The organism is Devosia sp. P1_H9, assembly GCF_056405135.1.
On record NZ_JBFUCQ010000005.1, the window covers coordinates 26,770 to 42,307 of the forward strand.

A 15,538-nucleotide genomic window follows, 5' to 3' on the forward strand; every position below is an offset into this window, starting at 1 on the left:
CGAGTTTCCCGGTGCCCTACAAATGAAAGGGCCGCGCGACTACGAAAGACTTGCCGTTCGATGTACAACGGCAGCCATGGACGAGGCACGGCACACATTCGGCCCGTTTGTTCTGACGCCGGGCCGCGAACTGCGGCGCGACGGCAAGCCGGTCCCCATCGGGCATCGTGCCCTCCTGATGCTCGAAACCATGCTCGAGGCAAGAGGCGAAATCGTCACCAAGCCCGAGATGATGGCGCGGGTCTGGCCCGGCGTCATCGTCGAAGAAGGCAACATCGCCGTCCAGATCGCCGCCTTGCGCAAGGAACTGGGCGCCCGACCCGGCGCAACCCGGAAACGTGACCCGGCTCAGGCGACGCTGACGCGGTCGGCCGGGACCTCGGTGAACTTGCCTTCGAGATGGTCGCGCTCGAACGGCTTCATCATGTAGTCGTTCACCCCAGCCTTCAGCGCCAGCGCGATCTGCCCGATATCGTTCTCGGTGACCATGTAAACGACGCGTGGGGCCTGCCCGCCGACATAGCCGCGCAACAGCTTGAGGAACTCGAGCCCGCTCATGACCGGCATCTGCCAATCGAGCAGGATTGCATCCGGCATCTCCTGCCGGCACTTGTCGAAGGCTTCCTGCCCGTCCTCGGCCTCGTCAACAATGTAGTCGAGATCCTCCAGGATGCGGCGCGCCACTTTGCGCACCACGCTGGAATCATCGACCACGAGGCAGGATTTCATGACGCATCTCTCCGACCCAAGTGCACGAAGATGAACGGCCGCAAGGCCCCTCCCCTTCGCTGCGCGACCGTCACCGTCCTGATCTGCCTTGCCAAATCGCTTCCGGCAGCAATCGTCCGACGTTGGTCGCCAGTGCACACTATCCCGCAAATCTCCCTACGAATGGTTAGCGAAACTTGAACCCTTCTCCCCATCGGGAGAGTTTTTTCCAGCAATGCCGGCTTTGCCTGTTTGGCCAGCGCGCAATTCGACAGTCTCGGCGCCGCTCAAAACTTGCGCAGCACAAATGCCGCCCGCAATCCGATTGCAGCGCGAGAAGTGCAATTGCCGAAATCCGCGAACCGTCTGCTGAAGGCGGCCATCCTGGGATGGGTCAGGCGGCGGCGGCTACGGCCTTCGGGGTCGCCGAAAACTCGAACACGTCGTTCTCGATGCCGATCTTGAGCTCCATATCGGTCATCCGCGCCAGGATGCCGGTGTAGAATGGCTGAATGCCGCGCGCATCGACGCCACCCTCGGGCGAGCCGAACAGCAGCCCTTCGGCGCCCGACGGCATCAGCGTCTTCTGCCGCTTCTCGGGGTCGGATTTCGAGAGCAAGGTGAACACCTCGGCGCCCGCGCTGCCCTCGATCTTGGCCGTCACCACGCCGCCGCGCGGCACCGCCATGGCGGCGATCAGCAGCATGTTCATGAACAGCTTGGCCTTGTGCTTGGGCAACAGGATCAGCGGCACCTGCCAGTCGAGATCGGCCTTCTCGATCTCGAAATAAATCCGCGCCACCCGCTCGCACTCGCGGGTGTCGAAATCCGTGCCCGCCGTCGACGAGGCGCCATAGGCCAGCCGTGCGAACTCCAGCTTCGCCCGGGCCTGCTTGGCGGCGCTGGCAATCAGCTCCTGCGCCCCATCGGCCATCGCCGCCTGGGTCGGGTCGGCCAGCACCTCAAGCCCGTTCCCGATCGCGCCCACCGGGTTGATCAGGTCATGGCAGACCCGAGAACACAGCATCGCCGCGAGATCGGTCGCCTTGAGCTCGATGAATTCCGCCATTCGTAAGGTCCTTGCCGTCGAATCAATTTGGCGTAGCGTAACCGCAAGGACGCAGCAGCCCTAGGGGGTCCCGATCGACTCCGCCGCCGCCGCAATGGCGCGACCTGCGTCGAACCGCAGTGGCCCCTCGTAGAGCGAGAATACCTGCTCCAGGCCGGCCGGTTTCCGGTCACGGATAAAGCCACGCACCAGCGTCCGCAGTCGGCGGTCGTCACGCCATTTGGGCAGAGTCCGCGCCTGGTCGAGCAGCATGTGCCGCCACGTCTGCGCCAGGTTGCGGGCCTTGCCCGACCTGCTGATCCCGGCATAGCAACGGAACTCGTGCTGGTGGCGATCGACCCCGAACCGTGCCGGCAAGGCGTCGCGATACGCCATCGGATCTAGCCCGGCCGCCTTCATTCGGTCACTTAGAAAACGCCCGATCGGCCGGGTATGGCGCATAGGCACCGCATCGATAATGGCGCAGCGGTGCCTGTTGTCGGCCTCCAGTCGACCCCAGACATAGTCGAGTCCGTCACCGGTCGGCGTTTGTGGCATCAAGGGCAGGATTCGCCGCACCGCCGCTCGCGACAGGCACGGCGCCATTACTTCCACGAAATTAGTGTAGCGCAGCTGGAAAGAGGCGGCCTGCAACGTATGCAGGTGTGAGAAATAGCTGTCCGGCGTCAGCGCCGGCTGGCTGATCTCCAGCCCATGCCGAGCGGTCATGAGGAACAGCTGGCTGATTGCCGCGCTGTCGGTAGCGATGTCGTCGTCGATCAGCAGATGGTAGTCGTATGCCTCGATCAAGCCCGGCTCGGCCGCGTAGTGCTCCGCGAGCACGTCCCATTTGCCGCCCTTCTGCACCAGCACCCGCTCGTCGGCGACCGGCCGGTAAGGCGCGTCGCCATACCAGGACACGATAAGGTCCCAGTTCCGCTCCCCGCCCCGCAGCCAGCTCGCGTGCAGGCTCTTTTCTCCGGCGCGGACGATGACGACAAACCGGCGACCCGACGACATGATTTCTCGCTGCAACTCCACTGAGTTACGCTATGCATGTTCACGCGAAGCGCCGCAACTTGGGATTACTATGGATAGCTTGAACAGTGCCGATCTAGTCGTGGTTGGCGCCGGCTTTTACGGAGCGACGATCGCCGAGCAGGCGGCGGCATCAGGGCTGCGCGTCCTGGTGCTCGACCGGCGCTCGCATGTGGGCGGCAACGCCTATTCCGAACCCGACCCGGCGACCGGCATCGAGGTACACCGCTATGGGCCACACTTCTTTCACACCCCCAACGAGGCGGTCTGGACCTACCTGAACCGCTTCACCGGCTTCAACAGCTTCCAGTATCGCGGCTGGAGCATGCATCGCGGCCAGGTCTTCCCCCTGCCGATCAATCTGGCGACCATCTGCCAGTTCTTCGGCCGCCATCTCACGCCCGATGCCGCACGGCAGTTGATTGCCGAACAAGCCGCCGAACTCGGCGATCGGCAGCCCACCAACCTCGAGGAGAAGGCCATCTCATTGATCGGCCGCCCGCTCTACGAGGCCTTCATCCGCGGCTACACGGCCAAGCAATGGCAGACCGATCCACGGGAGCTGCCCCCCAGCATCATCGCGCGTCTGCCGGTCCGCTACACCTTCGACTCGCGCTATTTCAACGATCGGTTCCAGGGCCTGCCCCTCAATGGCTACGCCGCGGTCTTTGCCCGCATGCTGGCCCACCCGCTCATCGACATCGTGCTGGACGCGGACTGGCTGGAGTTACGCCAGCTGGCCCGGCCCGATCTGCCGGTCGTCTATACCGGTGCCATCGATCGCTATTTCGACTACGCCGATGGCATCCTGGGTTGGCGCACCCTGCGCTTCGAGCAGGAGGTGTTGCCGACTGGCGATCATCAGGGCACCGCGGTGATCAACTATGCCGACGCCGAAATCCCCTATACCCGCGTCGCCGAGTATCGCCACATGCATCCCGAACGGGCCTATCCCGAGGATCGAACGGTGATTGTCCGGGAGTACGCACACTCGGCCGGCCGTGACGACGAACCGTTCTACCCCATCGACACGGCCGCCGACCGCGCGCGGCTTCAGAACTATCGCGTCAGGGCCGCAGCCCTGCCCAATGTCTGGTTTGGCGGCCGGCTCGGCTCATACACCTATCTCGACATGCATCAGGCCATCTCGCTGGCCCTGCGCGACTGGAAGACCCTTGCCGCCCGCCATTGGCCAGCCCGAGCCATGGCAACAAGCTAAGGCGCGGCCTGCTCGGCCGCCTCGACATCGGCGGCTTTGCCCACCGCCTCGGCGACGCTGCCCTCTTCGCCCGTCAGCGTGCCTTTGAGCTGCATCCAGCCGCTTTCGGCGCTGCGCAGCGAGGTCTCCTCGCTCTGGAAGAACGCCTCGCGGTTGGCGACAGAGTAGAACAGGTAGAGCTTCATCCCGACGATGGCGTAGAGCCGTGGCTTGCCGTCCGAGAGATAGCCGCGGCTGAGGCTGGTGGCACAGTGGCCGCCGAACTGCGGGGCGTAGATTTCGGGGTTGCGCATGAACACGTCGCGGTTCGCCGCCGTGGCGAAATACCAGGGCACCCCGCCCCACTGGTACTCGAAATCCGGCAGCCCCGGCACCGGATCGGGCTCGGTGAAATAGCTCACCGGATCATACCCTTCGAGCGCCACTCCGGTCAGCGGGTCGGTGACGATCGCGGTGACCAGCGCCGCGGCGCTCGCGGGCAGGCTGAAACAGAGCCCAGCCGCCAGCCAGATGACTGCAAGAAGCCCGGTTATGGTTAAGTTTTGTTTACGCTTTTGCCGCATCATTGCCGCCATGAAGGCCTAGCTTGAGGTCTCCTCAGGCAGACCGGATGCGCTGAACCTTAGCGTCGTCATGGTAAGTACCGCGTAAATGGACTGCCGCTCGAATTAAGCCCCCGGAGTTCCCTTCATGCTCAACCGCATGGTCTACCTTATCCTCGCCGCCTTCGTCGCGCTGACCGCGGCGACGTTGGTGCTCGCGCCGACCTTCAGCCAGGCGCAGGAAGGCTCGGTCTCCGATACCTATTCAGGTGACGAGCTGGTTGCTACCGGCGGTCAGTTCTTCGGCTCCGTGGCCCAGGGTCTTGCCTCGCTGGTCGAGCGCGCCGTCAGCCAGTTCGGCCTGCCCAACGCCTACATCCTTGGCGAGGAAGCCGGCGGCGCCATCTTCGCCGGCGCCCGCTACGGCGAGGGCACCATGTATACCCGCAACCAGGGCGAGCACCCGGTCTTCTGGCAGGGCCCGACGGTCGGCCTCGATTTCGGCGGCGACGGCTCCAAGGTGATGATGCTGGTCTATAACCTCAACACGGTCTCCGACGTCTACGGCCGCTATCCCGGCGTCGACGGCTCCGCCTATGTGGTCGGCGGCCTCGGCATGACCGTGATCAAGTACGGCGACGTGGTGATGGTGCCGATCCGCTCCGGTGTCGGCGCCCGCCTCGGCATCAATGTCGGCTACCTGAAGTTCACCCAGGAACCGACCTGGAACCCCTTCTGAGGGCCGAAAACCACGCAAAAACCCTTCAGGATACGTTCAGCCGCCGTTCATCGCGGCGGCGCGAGCGTGTCGGATCGGTGTCGTTTCCGTGCTAGGCTCATCGTGACCGCGTCCCCGACTTCCGGTAAGGTTACGACCTGACAAGCATGGCCGGGGGCGGCCATTGCTGCGATCCTGGTGGTGCACGAAAACCCGGGACCGCGCGTGCCGGTGGCGGAGTTGAGTTATGGTCATTGAAAACGTTATGTATTTTGTGCTCGGCCTGCTCGTGGCCGGGCTGTTGGCGTTGATCATCCTGCCCGCCGTGTGGCGCCGTGCTGTGCGCCTCACCAAGAAGCGCATCGAAGCCGCGACGCCCATGACCATGGCCGAGTTCCGCGCTGACAAGGACCAGCTCCGCGCCGAATTCGCCTTGTCCACCAGACGCTTGGAGATGAACGTCGAGGCCCTGCGCCGCCGCCTCTCCGATCAGCTGCGCGACATCAATCGCAAGAAGAACGAACTCGGCGGCATCAAGGGCGAGCGCGACAGCCACCTGCAGGTGGTCCGCGAACTCGAGGAGCGCGAGGCCGAAGCCCGCCGCCGCATCCTCGAACTGGAGAAGGAAGGCGCCGATATCGCGCAGAAGCTGCGTATGCGCGACAGGGAGTTGGGCGAGAAATCCAGCCAGCTCGACGCCGCCCGCCAGAGCCTGCGCGGCAGCGCCCCGCGCCCCTTCGCCCTCGAAGGCAAGGCCCTCAGCGGCGACTACAATGCCGACGTCGACGAGTTGCTGCAGTTCCTCGAGATCGAAAAGAAGCGCTCCGAGTTCCTCGAAACCCAGAACCGCACCCTCATCGAAAATCTGGAAAGTTCCGGCAGGAGCGCCAGTGAAGCGCAGGCCGTGGCCACGGAACTTCGCGAGAAGCTCGCCAAGCGCGACGATGCCGCCACCGACGCCCAGACCGAGCTAGCGACCGCCGAAGCGCGCATCGCCGACGCCGAGAGCCGCGTCTCGACCCTGCTGGCCGAGACCACCAAGCTGGTCGGCGACGGCGAGGAAAAGCGCGACATGCTGCTGGCCGAAAAGCTCGGCCTCGAAGAGGAAATGGAAAAGCTCCGCGCCAAGGTGGCGAGCGTCGAAGACACCGTGATGGCCGACTGGGACACCGACCGCATCGAGCAGTCGCACCTGCGCGAGCGCCTCAACGACATCGCCTCGGACGTCAGCCGCCTCGTCTACGCCCTTGAGGGCAACGGACCAGTGGACGAGGAAGAGAGCCTCGCGGCGCGGATGCAGAAATTCGTCGACGCCGAGGCGGAAGCTGCCCCGGTTCGCGGCCCCAATGCCCGGAAGGGCAACGCCCCAGAGGGCCAGGCCGTCTCCGACCGCCTCAAGGCGCTGCAGGAACTGCGGAACGACAACTAGCGGCGGCTACTCGCTGACGACGGGAATCTCGCGGATCATTTCGCCGGATTTGCCATCGAAGATGCGCACGCTGGTCATCGCGCCGAGCTTGTAGGTGACGGTGACGCGGCCATCCGCCGCGACGGCCGAGATGACGTCGCCGCCCGTGGGGATTTTCAGCGCCGCGATGACATAGTCGCCGCCGGCTTTGCTGTCGCTCTGCGATGCGCGGTAGACAAGCGCGCCGCCGATGGCGATAAGGCCGACCACCAATAGCCCGATCGACACCATGAAGGACTTGCGCGCCCGGTTCAGCACCACCCGCGCTTCCGGAGTCAGTTCCGGGGTGGTTTCGGGTTTGTCTTGAGGATCGCTCATGCAGGATATTTCCGGCGAGGAACAGGAGTGGCAGTTGCTGGTCGATGCCGCCGACGCCGGCAGCCGGCTTGATGCCGCACTCGCCCGTGCCGTGCCGGTCTTCTCGCGCAACCGGATCAAGGACCTGATACTGGCCGGCAGCGTCGTGATCAATGGGCGAACGGTTACGGAGCCCAAATACAAGCTGCGCGATGGCGAGGAAGTCACGCTCCTGGCGCCTGAGCCGATCGAGGCCGACCCGACCCCCGAGAACATCCCGCTCGATATTCTCTACGAGGACGACCAGCTCATCGTCATCAACAAGCCAGTCGGCCTGGTGGTGCACCCGGCGCCCGGCAACTACAGCGGAACCCTGGTCAACGCCCTGCTCTACCATTGCGGCGACAGCCTGCAGGGCATCGGCGGCGTCAAGCGGCCGGGCATCGTCCACCGCCTCGACAAGGATACCTCGGGCGTGATGGTCGCGGCCAAGACCCAGCAGGCGCATAACCACCTCGCGGCGCAATTCGCCGACCATGGGCGCACCGGCCCGCTGCACCGCGCCTACCTGGCCTTTGCCTGGGGCCGCACCCAGCAAGCCTCGGGGACGGTGGAGGCGCCACTCGGCCGCGATCCGAACAACCGGCTGAAGCAGGCGGTGCGCAAGGACGGCCGCGAGGCCATCACCCATTATGCGGTCGAGGCCCGCTTCGGCGACGAGGGCTGGGATATCACCCGCATCCGCTGCGAACTTGAGACCGGACGCACCCACCAGATCCGCGTTCACATGGCGCATATCGGCCACCCGCTGGTCGCCGACCTTGTCTACGGCTCCGGCTTTGCCACCAAGGTCAACCGCCTGCCCGATGCAGCCAAAGCGGCTGTTGCCGCGTTGGGGCGGCAGGCGTTGCACGCCGCTGAACTCGGCTTCGAGCACCCGGTGACGGGCGAGGAAATGCAATTCGAGGCCCCGTTACCGCCTGATCTTGAGGCGCTCGAGGCCGCCATCGAACCTTTCGATCGGGCCTTCGCCCGCTAGCAAGGTTCACGCAACCTTCGGGGCGTACCAACGTTCTCATCAAGGGTTGGTGGGCCTTATCAAGGCTCATTTTCGACCTATATATGCCAGACAGTCAGCCGTGTGCCGGACTGGACACGGCTGCTTATCTGCCCGTGATACGGGGGAAAGACGAGGGTGCATCATGGCCCAGACAAATCTGCCAATTCTTTCGGCTGAGGGTGGACTCAGCCGCTATCTCCAGGAAATCCGTAAGTTTCCGATGCTTGAGCCTGACGAGGAATACATGCTCGCCAAGCGCTACAAGGAGCATCAGGATCCCGGCTCCGCCCAGAAGCTCATCACATCGCATTTGCGTCTCGTGGCGAAGATCGCCATGGGCTATCGCGGCTATGGCCTGCCCATCTCCGAGGTGATCTCGGAGGGGAATGTCGGCCTTATGCACGCGGTGAAGCGTTTCGAGCCCGAAAAGGGCTTCCGCCTCGCGACCTACGCGATGTGGTGGATCCGGGCCGCCATTCAGGAATACGTGCTGCGTTCGTGGTCGCTGGTGAAGATCGGCACCACCGCCGCGCAGAAGCGACTGTTCTTCAACCTGCGCAAGATCAAGGGGCAGATCGCCGCCCTCGATGACGGCAACCTGCACCCCGACCAGATCAAGCAGATCGCGACGACCCTCCACGTTACCGAGAACGACGTGGTGTCAATGAACCAGCGCCTCTCGGGCGACGCTTCGCTCAACGCGCCGATGCGCGCCGACGAAGGCGCCTCGGAGTGGCAGGACTGGCTGGTCGACGATACGCCGGACCAGGAGACCACCCTCGGGGAGACCGAGGAATTCTCCGAGCGCATGGGGCTGCTCACCAACGCGATGAGCGACCTCAACGAGCGCGAGAAGGCCATCTTCCAGGCCCGCCGCCTCCGCGACGAGCCAGCGACGCTCGAAGAGCTGGCGCAGGAATACAATGTCAGCCGCGAGCGTATCCGGCAGATCGAAGTCCGCGCCTTCGAGAAGGTGCAGGAAGCCGTGCAGAAAGCCGCCCACGCCAAGTCGCGCGAAGCTGCCGTCTGATCGAACGATCGTTGAAATGAGAAAGGGCCTCGGCATCGCCGGGGCCCTTTCGTTTGGCGCCGCTAGCGCTTCGCCAACAGCAGTTTCGAGATCAACTGCGCGAGGTATTTCCGCGGCAGGATCAGCAGGTACGGCGCATGCACGCCCTCCTCCGGCACGATCTTGAACGGTCCGGTCAGCGCCTCGTTGGACGTGCCGGTGCGCACCCCTGGGGCGAGCTTCACCGCGTCGAGCGGATATTTCAGCCCTTCCGAGGTCCAGAACGTCACCGGCGCCAGCGGATGGATCGACACCCGTTCGCCCGGCTCGACCGTGAACGAGAACGACTTGGTCAGCGGTAGCGCCACGTCTTCCTCGTCGACCAGCACGATCTTGCGCTTCGCTGCATACTTGGTGACCGCGTCGAGCGCCGCCAACGTGTGGTCAAACCGTCGCCCGGTCATCCCTAGTGCCACCGTAACTGGCGCACGGGTCGAATAGAGCGACTTCTCGAAATCGGTGGTTTCCTGCTCGGCGATCTGCATCAGCCGGGTCTTGCCGAGCCACGAGTGCGGGTTCTTGAGCGAATCGAAATCGCCGATGATCAGCTCGGGTTTCAGCCCGGCTTCGACGATCTGGTCTGCTCCGCCGTCCGCCCCCACCAGGTGGCCGCCTGAGGCATAGAGCTCGCGCAGGAGGTCGAAATCGACCGTCCCGCCGCCAACGATGACCATAAGGTCGTCAAAGACCGCAACGGAAGTCTGGGGGGCACGTGCTTGCACGGAGGGAAAACTCTGTCTATCTGTCAGCTGTCTCGCTGGGGTGTTCCGGATCTTCCGGAGCTGAGAGTTACCCATTGAACCTGAACCAGGTCATGCTGGCGGAGGAAGTTCGAGATGGCAAGGGCGCGCAGGCGTCCGACCCATGCACGTCCCCCTTCATTCACATGGCCGCAACCGAAGGGAACGATATGCGCTCGTTCGCACGCTTCGCGTTGGCGGCAGTCATCTGCGCCACCGCCCTGCCTGTCCTCGCCGAGGACAAGCCGGTCCTCAACGTCTACACCTATGACAGCTTCGCCGCCGAGTGGGGGCCCGGCCCGGCCTTGAAGGCCGGTTTCGAGAAGACCTGCGGCTGCACCGTCGAATTCACCACCGCCGAAGACGCCATCTCGACGCTGCGCAAGGTGCAGCTCGAGGGTGCCGCCACCAAGGCGGACGTCGTCGTCGGCCTCGACACCGCCACCTCCGGCGAAGCCCGTGCCACCGGGCTGTTCGCGCCACACGGGCTGACCCTCGAGGGTCTCACGCTGCCGTGGAGCGACGGCGAATTCGTGCCGTTCGACTACGGCTACTTCGCCTATGTCTACAACAAGCAGAAGACGCCCAACCCGCCGACCTCGTTCGAAGAGCTCATTGCGCTGCCCGCGAGCTTCAAGATCGTGATCGAGGATCCGCGTTCTTCGACGCCAGGGTTGGGCAACGTGCTCTGGGTGCAGGCAGCCTATGGCGACCGCGCGCCCGAGATCTGGAAGGGCCTGAAGCCGCACGTCCTCACCATGACGCGTGGCTGGTCCGAAGCCTACGGCCTGTTCCTCGACGGCCAGGCGGACATGGTGCTGAGCTACACCACCTCGCCCGCCTACCACGCCATCGCCGAAAAGGACGACAAGTACGGCTACGCACCGTTCACGGAAGGCTTCGTGCCGCAGGTGGAAGTGGCCGGGCTGACCAAGAGCACCGACCAGGCGGAACTCGGCAAGGCCTTCCTCGCCTATCTCGTTACTCCCGAGGCGCAGAAGGTGATCCCGACCACCAACTGGATGTATCCGGTGATCGACATCGGCGCCGACCTGCCCGCCGATTTCGGCAAACCGCCGGAAAAGGTGCTGCCGGTCGACGAGGCCGCGCTTGCCGCCAACGGCCGGGCCTGGGTCGATGCTGCTCTCGCCGCGCTCCAGTAACCTGGTCCTGCCCCATCGCCCGCTCCGGCTCATCGCCGGGGCGGGCATCACGCTGGCCATTGCCGGGCTGGTGGCACTGGTGCTGCTGGCGATCCTGGCCACGGCTGCCGGTGAACCGGCGGCTCATCAGTCCAGCGTCGATGTCTGGCATCTCGTGTCGATGACCAGCATCCAGGCCGGGCTCACCACCATCCTGTCGCTGCTGGTCGGCACCGCTTTGGCCTGGGCGCTGAACCGCCTGCGTTTCCCCGGCCGCGACCTGATCGTCGGGTTGTTCGCCTCGGCCATCGTCACCCCCGGACTGATCGTCGCCTTCGGGCTGCTATCAGTGTGGGGCCGTGCCGGCTGGGTCAACCAGACCGCACTGGCGCTGACCGGGCACCCGCTGGAGGTGCCGCTGTTCGGCCTCGGCGGCATCCTCGCCGCCCACGTCATCCTCGATGGCGCCTTCGCCGCCCGCATCCTCCTGGCCCGGCTCGACGCCATTCCCGAAAAGCGGCTGAAGACCGGCCAGAGCCTCGGCCTCGGCGCCTGGCAGCGCTTCTCGGTGATCGACTGGCCGATGCTGCGCCCCACCCTGCCTGGGCTCGCCGCAATCATCTTTCTCCTCGCTTTCACCAGCTTCCCCATCGTGCTGCTGCTCGGCGGCGGCCCGGCCAACCAGACGCTGGAAGTCGCGATCTATGCGGCCGTCCGGCTCGATTTCGACCTGCGGGGTGCGGTGACGCTGGCGCTGGTGCAGATCGGCATCTGCTCGATCACCATTGTCGCTGCCTCCGCCTTCGCGCCGATCTCGGCCAGCACTGGCGGCTCCACCCCACCGAGTTGGCGCGACCGGTCAACGGCCCGCGCCGCCCAATGGGCGGTGCTCGTCGTCAGCATCGTCGGCTTCGCGCTGCCGCTCGTCGCCATCCTCATCGACGGCATCGGCTCGGGCATTGTCGACGTCACCAGCCGCGCGAGCTTCTGGAAGGCGCTGGGCACCAGCCTCGCGCTCGGCTGTGGCTCGGCGCTACTGACCCTGCTACTGGCGCTTGGCATCGGCATGGGCCGCGCCGCCTCGGGTATCCCGCTAGTCCGCGTCGGCATCGGCGCGCCGGCCTACGCCTATCTCGCCGTACCTGCCGTGGTGCTGTCGCTCGGCGCGTTCCTCCTCGTCCGCAACGCAGGGATGATGCCGGAGGCGGCGGCCCCAGTGGTGGTGCTGCTCGCCAATGCGCTGCTGTCCCTGCCCTTCGCGCTCGCGACGCTCGCCCCCCCGTTCGATGCCATTGCAGAGCGGCGAGGGCGGCTGATCCGCTCGCTCGGACTGAGCGGCTGGCAGCAGTTCGTTGCGGTTGAGTGGCCGCTGATCGGACGCGAGGCGGGCGTGGTACTGGCGCTGGCGTTCTGTTTCTCGCTCGGTGATCTCGGGGTCATCGCACTGTTCGGCACCGAGGATTTCGCCACCCTGCCGCTGCTCATGTACCGGGCGCTCGGTGCCTATCGCAGCAACGACGCCGCCACTATCGCGGCGCTGATGCTGGTGATCACCATCGCCGCCTTCGTGCTGCTGCCGAAGCTGTTTGGAAAGCTTACCGATGCTCGAAGCTGAACACCTGACCTTCACGCATCCGGGCGCGACCAGGCATTTCGACCTGAGCTTTTCGGCAAAGCCTGGAGAGATCACTGCCGTAAGCGGCCAGTCCGGCGCAGGCAAATCGACGCTGCTCGACCTGATCGCCGGTTTCCTGGCCCCCACCGGAGGGTCGCTCAAGCTCGACGGCCGCGACCTGCTGCCGCTTCCGCCAGAGGAACGGCCGATCTCCATCCTGTTCCAGTCGGAAACGCTATTCGAGCACCTCAGCGCGTACCAGAACCTGGAGCTCGGACTGCCACGCAACTCAGCCGACCGGCAAGTCCAGGTGGCCGCGGCGCTGGCAGAAGTCGGGCTGCCCGGCGTGCTGAAGCAGCGCGCCGACACCCTCTCCGGCGGTGAGAAGCAGCGCGTGGCACTGGCCCGCACTCTGCTGCGCAACCGGCCGGTGCTGTTGCTGGACGAGCCGTTCTCGGCGCTCGACGACGAGACCCGCGGCACTATCCGCACGCTGGTCAAATCCCTGACCGAGCGCCACGGCTGGATCACCCTGCTGGTCAGCCATCACGTCGACGATGTCGAGGCCCTGGCGGCCAAACGCTATCACCTGGCGGATGGAAAGCTGGCGCAGAGCTAGCAGTGCCAAAAAGAAAACGCCCGGACCAGGCCGGGCGTCTTGAATTCTGGGCCAACCCGATCAGTTCGTCGCGGTCTTGTTCCAGGCGCCGACGACCTCGGCGAACATCGTCTCGGCCGCGGCGTCCTTTTCGAGCGTGATGATCGCCCGCTTGCCGGTCGCGTAGATGAGCGCGAGATCCATCCACTTGCGCGAGGTCAGCAGGTTGCTGTTGGCCGTGACATCGGCTGGCGAGGCGCTGAGCGCGAACAGGAACGAGTTGCCGACGACCCGGGCCGAGGCGCCAACCAGCGGCGTGCCCTGCACCAGTTCTTCGTTCTTCAGCAGCACGCCGGGCAGGCCGGCGATCGAGCCGCCTATGAAGCTGTCGGTCACCCGGAAGTTCACTTCCATCAGGTGGCTGGCCGGCAGGCTGGCATCGGAGTTCTTGCGGATCAGCACGTCGACCGCGAGGTTGCGCGCCGGGATGTTCGCCTTGCCGATCAGTGTCGGCAGGCCCATCTCGTCGGTCCCCTTGCTCCACTCGACCGTGCCCGAGAACGGCACGGCGCCTGTGGTGCCGCCATCCGAGGCCTCGAGCAGCAGGGACTGGCTGCCGGCGAGGCTGGCCGGATCGACCGAAGCTCCGGCCTGATCGGTAGCCGCGGCGGTCGCGGTATCGGCGCCCAGCCGCTCGGACGAGGGCTCGACCAGCGGCAGTGCCTGGGTCTCGGCCACCGGAGCGGGCTCGGAACCGAGACGATCCTCGGTGCCGAGTTCTGCGGTCGGCGCAACGCTCTCGGCCGGCGTCGCGGTATTGCCGACGCCAGTGGCCGGCGTATCCGTTGCGGCGTCAGTGGAGGTCGAAGGCGTAACCACGGCCTGCTGCGTCGTCGGCGCACCGCGCCCAAACATCGCATCGAGGTCGATGAAGCCTTCACGCCAGGCCCAGAAGCCGGCGCCACCGGCGCCGATCAACAGCACGGCGAAAACGATAAGGAAGATCGTAACGGCGCCGAGGCCACGGCGCTCGTCCTCGGCCCGGGCCCGCGGGAAGCTGGGCTCGGCCTCACGGCGCTGCTTGCCGCGCGGCTCGCGTGCGTCACGGGCAAACACGCTGGCCTTGGCTGCCTTACCCTCGCGCTGCGACCGCGACACGGCCGGTGCGTCGGCCCGCAGGATCGATGGCGCAAAGCCGTTCTTGTGCGCCGGCTGCTCGTCGGCTTCGTCCTCGAACTCACCGTAACCGTTGCCGTTGGTCATCCCTCCGTCGAGATCACCATCGCCGCGTGCCTCGCGGTCGAGCGTCGCAATGGCGCGATCGATCGCGCCCTGCGGATCGGCCGGCGGAGCTTCTACCTCGACTTCGCGCACTGCCGACATGGCAGCGGCAATCGGCGGCTCGTTGAACAACGCCATCGGCTCCGCCACCTGGCGCGCCGCGGCCTGGCCACTCCGGCCTGCCGGCTCAAGGCGCGGCGACGGCAGCTCGCGGCGCGGCTCGAATACCGGTCCACGTGCCGCGCCACCAATCGGGGCGCCGAAGGCAGTGTTGCCGGTGCGGCTTTTGGCTGCCTCGGCACGAGCGACGATCGACGGCAATGGCGAACGCCCGGCGGGCGACTTGGCGGGGACCACGGAGCGGACCGGCGCCTGGCGCTGCGGCTGCTCGACTTCGTCCTCATCCTCGTCCGGCTGCACCGGGGCAGCCAGCTGCGGCTGCGGCCGCTGTGGCGGCACCAGCTTGGGCACCGGCTTGCCCATAGGCTTGGCATCGGGCCTGACGATCGAGCGCGAGCGATCCGACGACTCGGTCTGCTCGGCATTGGCGGCGGCGATGATCTCTTCGATCGAGCCACCCGGCGGCAGCGGACGCGGCGGCTCCTTGGCGCTTTGCGGCGCGGCTTTGGCGACGGGCTTGGCCAGCGCTGATGGCGCCTTCTTGGCCGGCGCCTCGAAATACACCGGCGGCGGGGGCGGATTGTCTTCCTTGCTCGAGCCGAGCCCGGCGATCACTGCCTCGCTGGCTTCCTGCTCGACCTGGCGGATGCAATCTTCGAGCTGCAGGCGGTGAGCGGTGATGTCGCGGGCGGCCAATGGCGGATTAATGGCGCGCAACTGCCCGACGAGGGCAGCGCGTGCCTTCTCGTATACCGCGCGGCGCGCGGCCCCATTGTTCTCCGGCAGAGCTTCTACCGCCCTACGTAACAGCTCTTTGTAGTCCGCCATTCGCTAAACGACATCCGTAATTTTGGAGGCATGTTCTAACGAAAAAA

General features: G+C 65.6%; 16 protein-coding genes and 1 riboswitch. Of the genes, 9 read left to right on the forward strand and 7 right to left on the reverse strand.

Going from position 1 to position 15,538, the window contains the following annotated elements; genetic code table 11:
- Positions 1–22: 22 nt before the first annotated feature.
- A complete protein-coding gene (locus tag AC1DYL_RS10825) occupies positions 23–430 on the forward strand; it encodes a winged helix-turn-helix domain-containing protein (RefSeq protein ID WP_477173141.1) in 408 nt (135 codons plus the stop codon).
- Here AC1DYL_RS10825 and AC1DYL_RS10830 read toward each other — a convergent pair.
- The 3 genes from AC1DYL_RS10830 to AC1DYL_RS10840 all read right to left on the reverse strand — a co-directional run bounded on the left by AC1DYL_RS10830 (position 349) and on the right by AC1DYL_RS10840 (position 2,776).
- Positions 349–729: a response regulator gene (locus AC1DYL_RS10830; protein WP_477149773.1), complete on the reverse strand. Its 381-nt coding sequence runs from the start codon at positions 727–729 to the stop codon at positions 349–351. The two genes, AC1DYL_RS10825 and AC1DYL_RS10830, sit on opposite strands and share 82 nt — an antisense overlap.
- Before the next feature lie 373 nt (positions 730–1,102).
- Positions 1,103–1,777 (reverse strand): histidine phosphotransferase family protein, encoded by a 675-nt coding sequence (locus AC1DYL_RS10835; RefSeq protein WP_477149774.1) that lies wholly within the window; start codon positions 1,775–1,777, stop codon positions 1,103–1,105.
- Between the two features lie 60 nt (positions 1,778–1,837).
- Positions 1,838–2,776, reverse strand: coding sequence for a DUF707 domain-containing protein (locus AC1DYL_RS10840; protein ID WP_477173142.1), 939 nt, complete (start codon positions 2,774–2,776; stop codon positions 1,838–1,840).
- Positions 2,777–2,846: 70 nt separating this feature from the next.
- Between AC1DYL_RS10840 and glf the strand changes: the two genes are divergently transcribed.
- Positions 2,847–4,013 carry a UDP-galactopyranose mutase gene (glf, locus tag AC1DYL_RS10845; RefSeq protein ID WP_477173143.1) on the forward strand — a complete coding sequence of 389 codons (1,167 nt, stop codon included), beginning with the start codon at positions 2,847–2,849 and terminating at the stop codon, positions 4,011–4,013.
- Here glf and AC1DYL_RS10850 read toward each other — a convergent pair.
- Complete coding sequence (locus tag AC1DYL_RS10850) at positions 4,010–4,576, reverse strand: YHS domain-containing (seleno)protein (RefSeq protein ID WP_477173144.1); 567 nt, start codon at positions 4,574–4,576, stop codon at positions 4,010–4,012. The genes glf and AC1DYL_RS10850 overlap by 4 nt on opposite strands.
- Before the next feature lie 127 nt (positions 4,577–4,703).
- Between AC1DYL_RS10850 and AC1DYL_RS10855 the strand changes: the two genes are divergently transcribed.
- Entirely contained in the window at positions 4,704–5,294 is a 591-nt protein-coding gene (locus tag AC1DYL_RS10855) for a DUF1134 domain-containing protein (RefSeq protein ID WP_477149777.1), read from the forward strand.
- A gap of 226 nt (positions 5,295–5,520) precedes the next feature.
- Complete coding sequence (locus tag AC1DYL_RS10860; RefSeq protein WP_477157048.1) at positions 5,521–6,702, forward strand: hypothetical protein; 1,182 nt, start codon at positions 5,521–5,523, stop codon at positions 6,700–6,702.
- Between the two features lie 6 nt (positions 6,703–6,708).
- Here the strand turns inward: AC1DYL_RS10860 and AC1DYL_RS10865 are convergent, their stop codons facing one another.
- Complete coding sequence (locus tag AC1DYL_RS10865; protein WP_477173145.1) at positions 6,709–7,059, reverse strand: hypothetical protein; 351 nt, start codon at positions 7,057–7,059, stop codon at positions 6,709–6,711.
- On the opposite strand from AC1DYL_RS10865, the gene AC1DYL_RS10870 reads away from it, so the two are divergent.
- Together AC1DYL_RS10870 and rpoH are read left to right on the forward strand one after the other, a co-directional pair.
- On the forward strand, positions 7,058–8,077 hold the full coding sequence (locus tag AC1DYL_RS10870; protein WP_477149780.1) for an RluA family pseudouridine synthase: 1,020 nt from the start codon (positions 7,058–7,060) through the stop codon (positions 8,075–8,077). The two genes, AC1DYL_RS10865 and AC1DYL_RS10870, sit on opposite strands and share 2 nt — an antisense overlap.
- Before the next feature lie 163 nt (positions 8,078–8,240).
- The gene (rpoH, locus tag AC1DYL_RS10875) at positions 8,241–9,128 is read left to right on the forward strand and encodes an RNA polymerase sigma factor RpoH (protein ID WP_477173146.1); all 888 of its coding nucleotides are present in this window, start codon (positions 8,241–8,243) and stop codon (positions 9,126–9,128) included.
- 62 nt (positions 9,129–9,190) lie between these two features.
- Here rpoH and AC1DYL_RS10880 read toward each other — a convergent pair whose 3' ends face one another.
- Complete coding sequence (locus AC1DYL_RS10880; protein WP_477173147.1) at positions 9,191–9,841, reverse strand: thiamine diphosphokinase; 651 nt, start codon at positions 9,839–9,841, stop codon at positions 9,191–9,193.
- Between the two features lie 74 nt (positions 9,842–9,915).
- A riboswitch (TPP riboswitch) is annotated at positions 9,916–10,013 on the forward strand.
- Positions 10,014–10,077: 64 nt separating this feature from the next.
- Here AC1DYL_RS10880 and thiB point away from each other — a divergent pair.
- Genes thiB through AC1DYL_RS10895 form a run of 3 tightly spaced genes read left to right on the forward strand, consistent with a single transcriptional unit; the run spans position 10,078 to position 13,283 of the window.
- Complete coding sequence (gene thiB / locus AC1DYL_RS10885) at positions 10,078–11,070, forward strand: thiamine ABC transporter substrate binding subunit (protein ID WP_477173148.1); 993 nt, start codon at positions 10,078–10,080, stop codon at positions 11,068–11,070.
- Entirely contained in the window at positions 11,045–12,664 is a 1,620-nt protein-coding gene (locus tag AC1DYL_RS10890) for an ABC transporter permease family protein (RefSeq protein ID WP_477173149.1), read from the forward strand. Before thiB ends, AC1DYL_RS10890 begins: the two co-directional genes overlap by 26 nt.
- Entirely contained in the window at positions 12,651–13,283 is a 633-nt protein-coding gene (locus AC1DYL_RS10895; protein ID WP_477173150.1) for an ATP-binding cassette domain-containing protein, read from the forward strand. Before AC1DYL_RS10890 ends, AC1DYL_RS10895 begins: the two co-directional genes overlap by 14 nt.
- Before the next feature lie 60 nt (positions 13,284–13,343).
- Here the strand turns inward: AC1DYL_RS10895 and AC1DYL_RS10900 are convergent, their stop codons facing one another.
- On the reverse strand, positions 13,344–15,491 hold the full coding sequence (locus tag AC1DYL_RS10900; protein WP_477173151.1) for a hypothetical protein: 2,148 nt from the start codon (positions 15,489–15,491) through the stop codon (positions 13,344–13,346).
- Between the last annotated feature and the right edge of the window lie 47 nt (positions 15,492–15,538).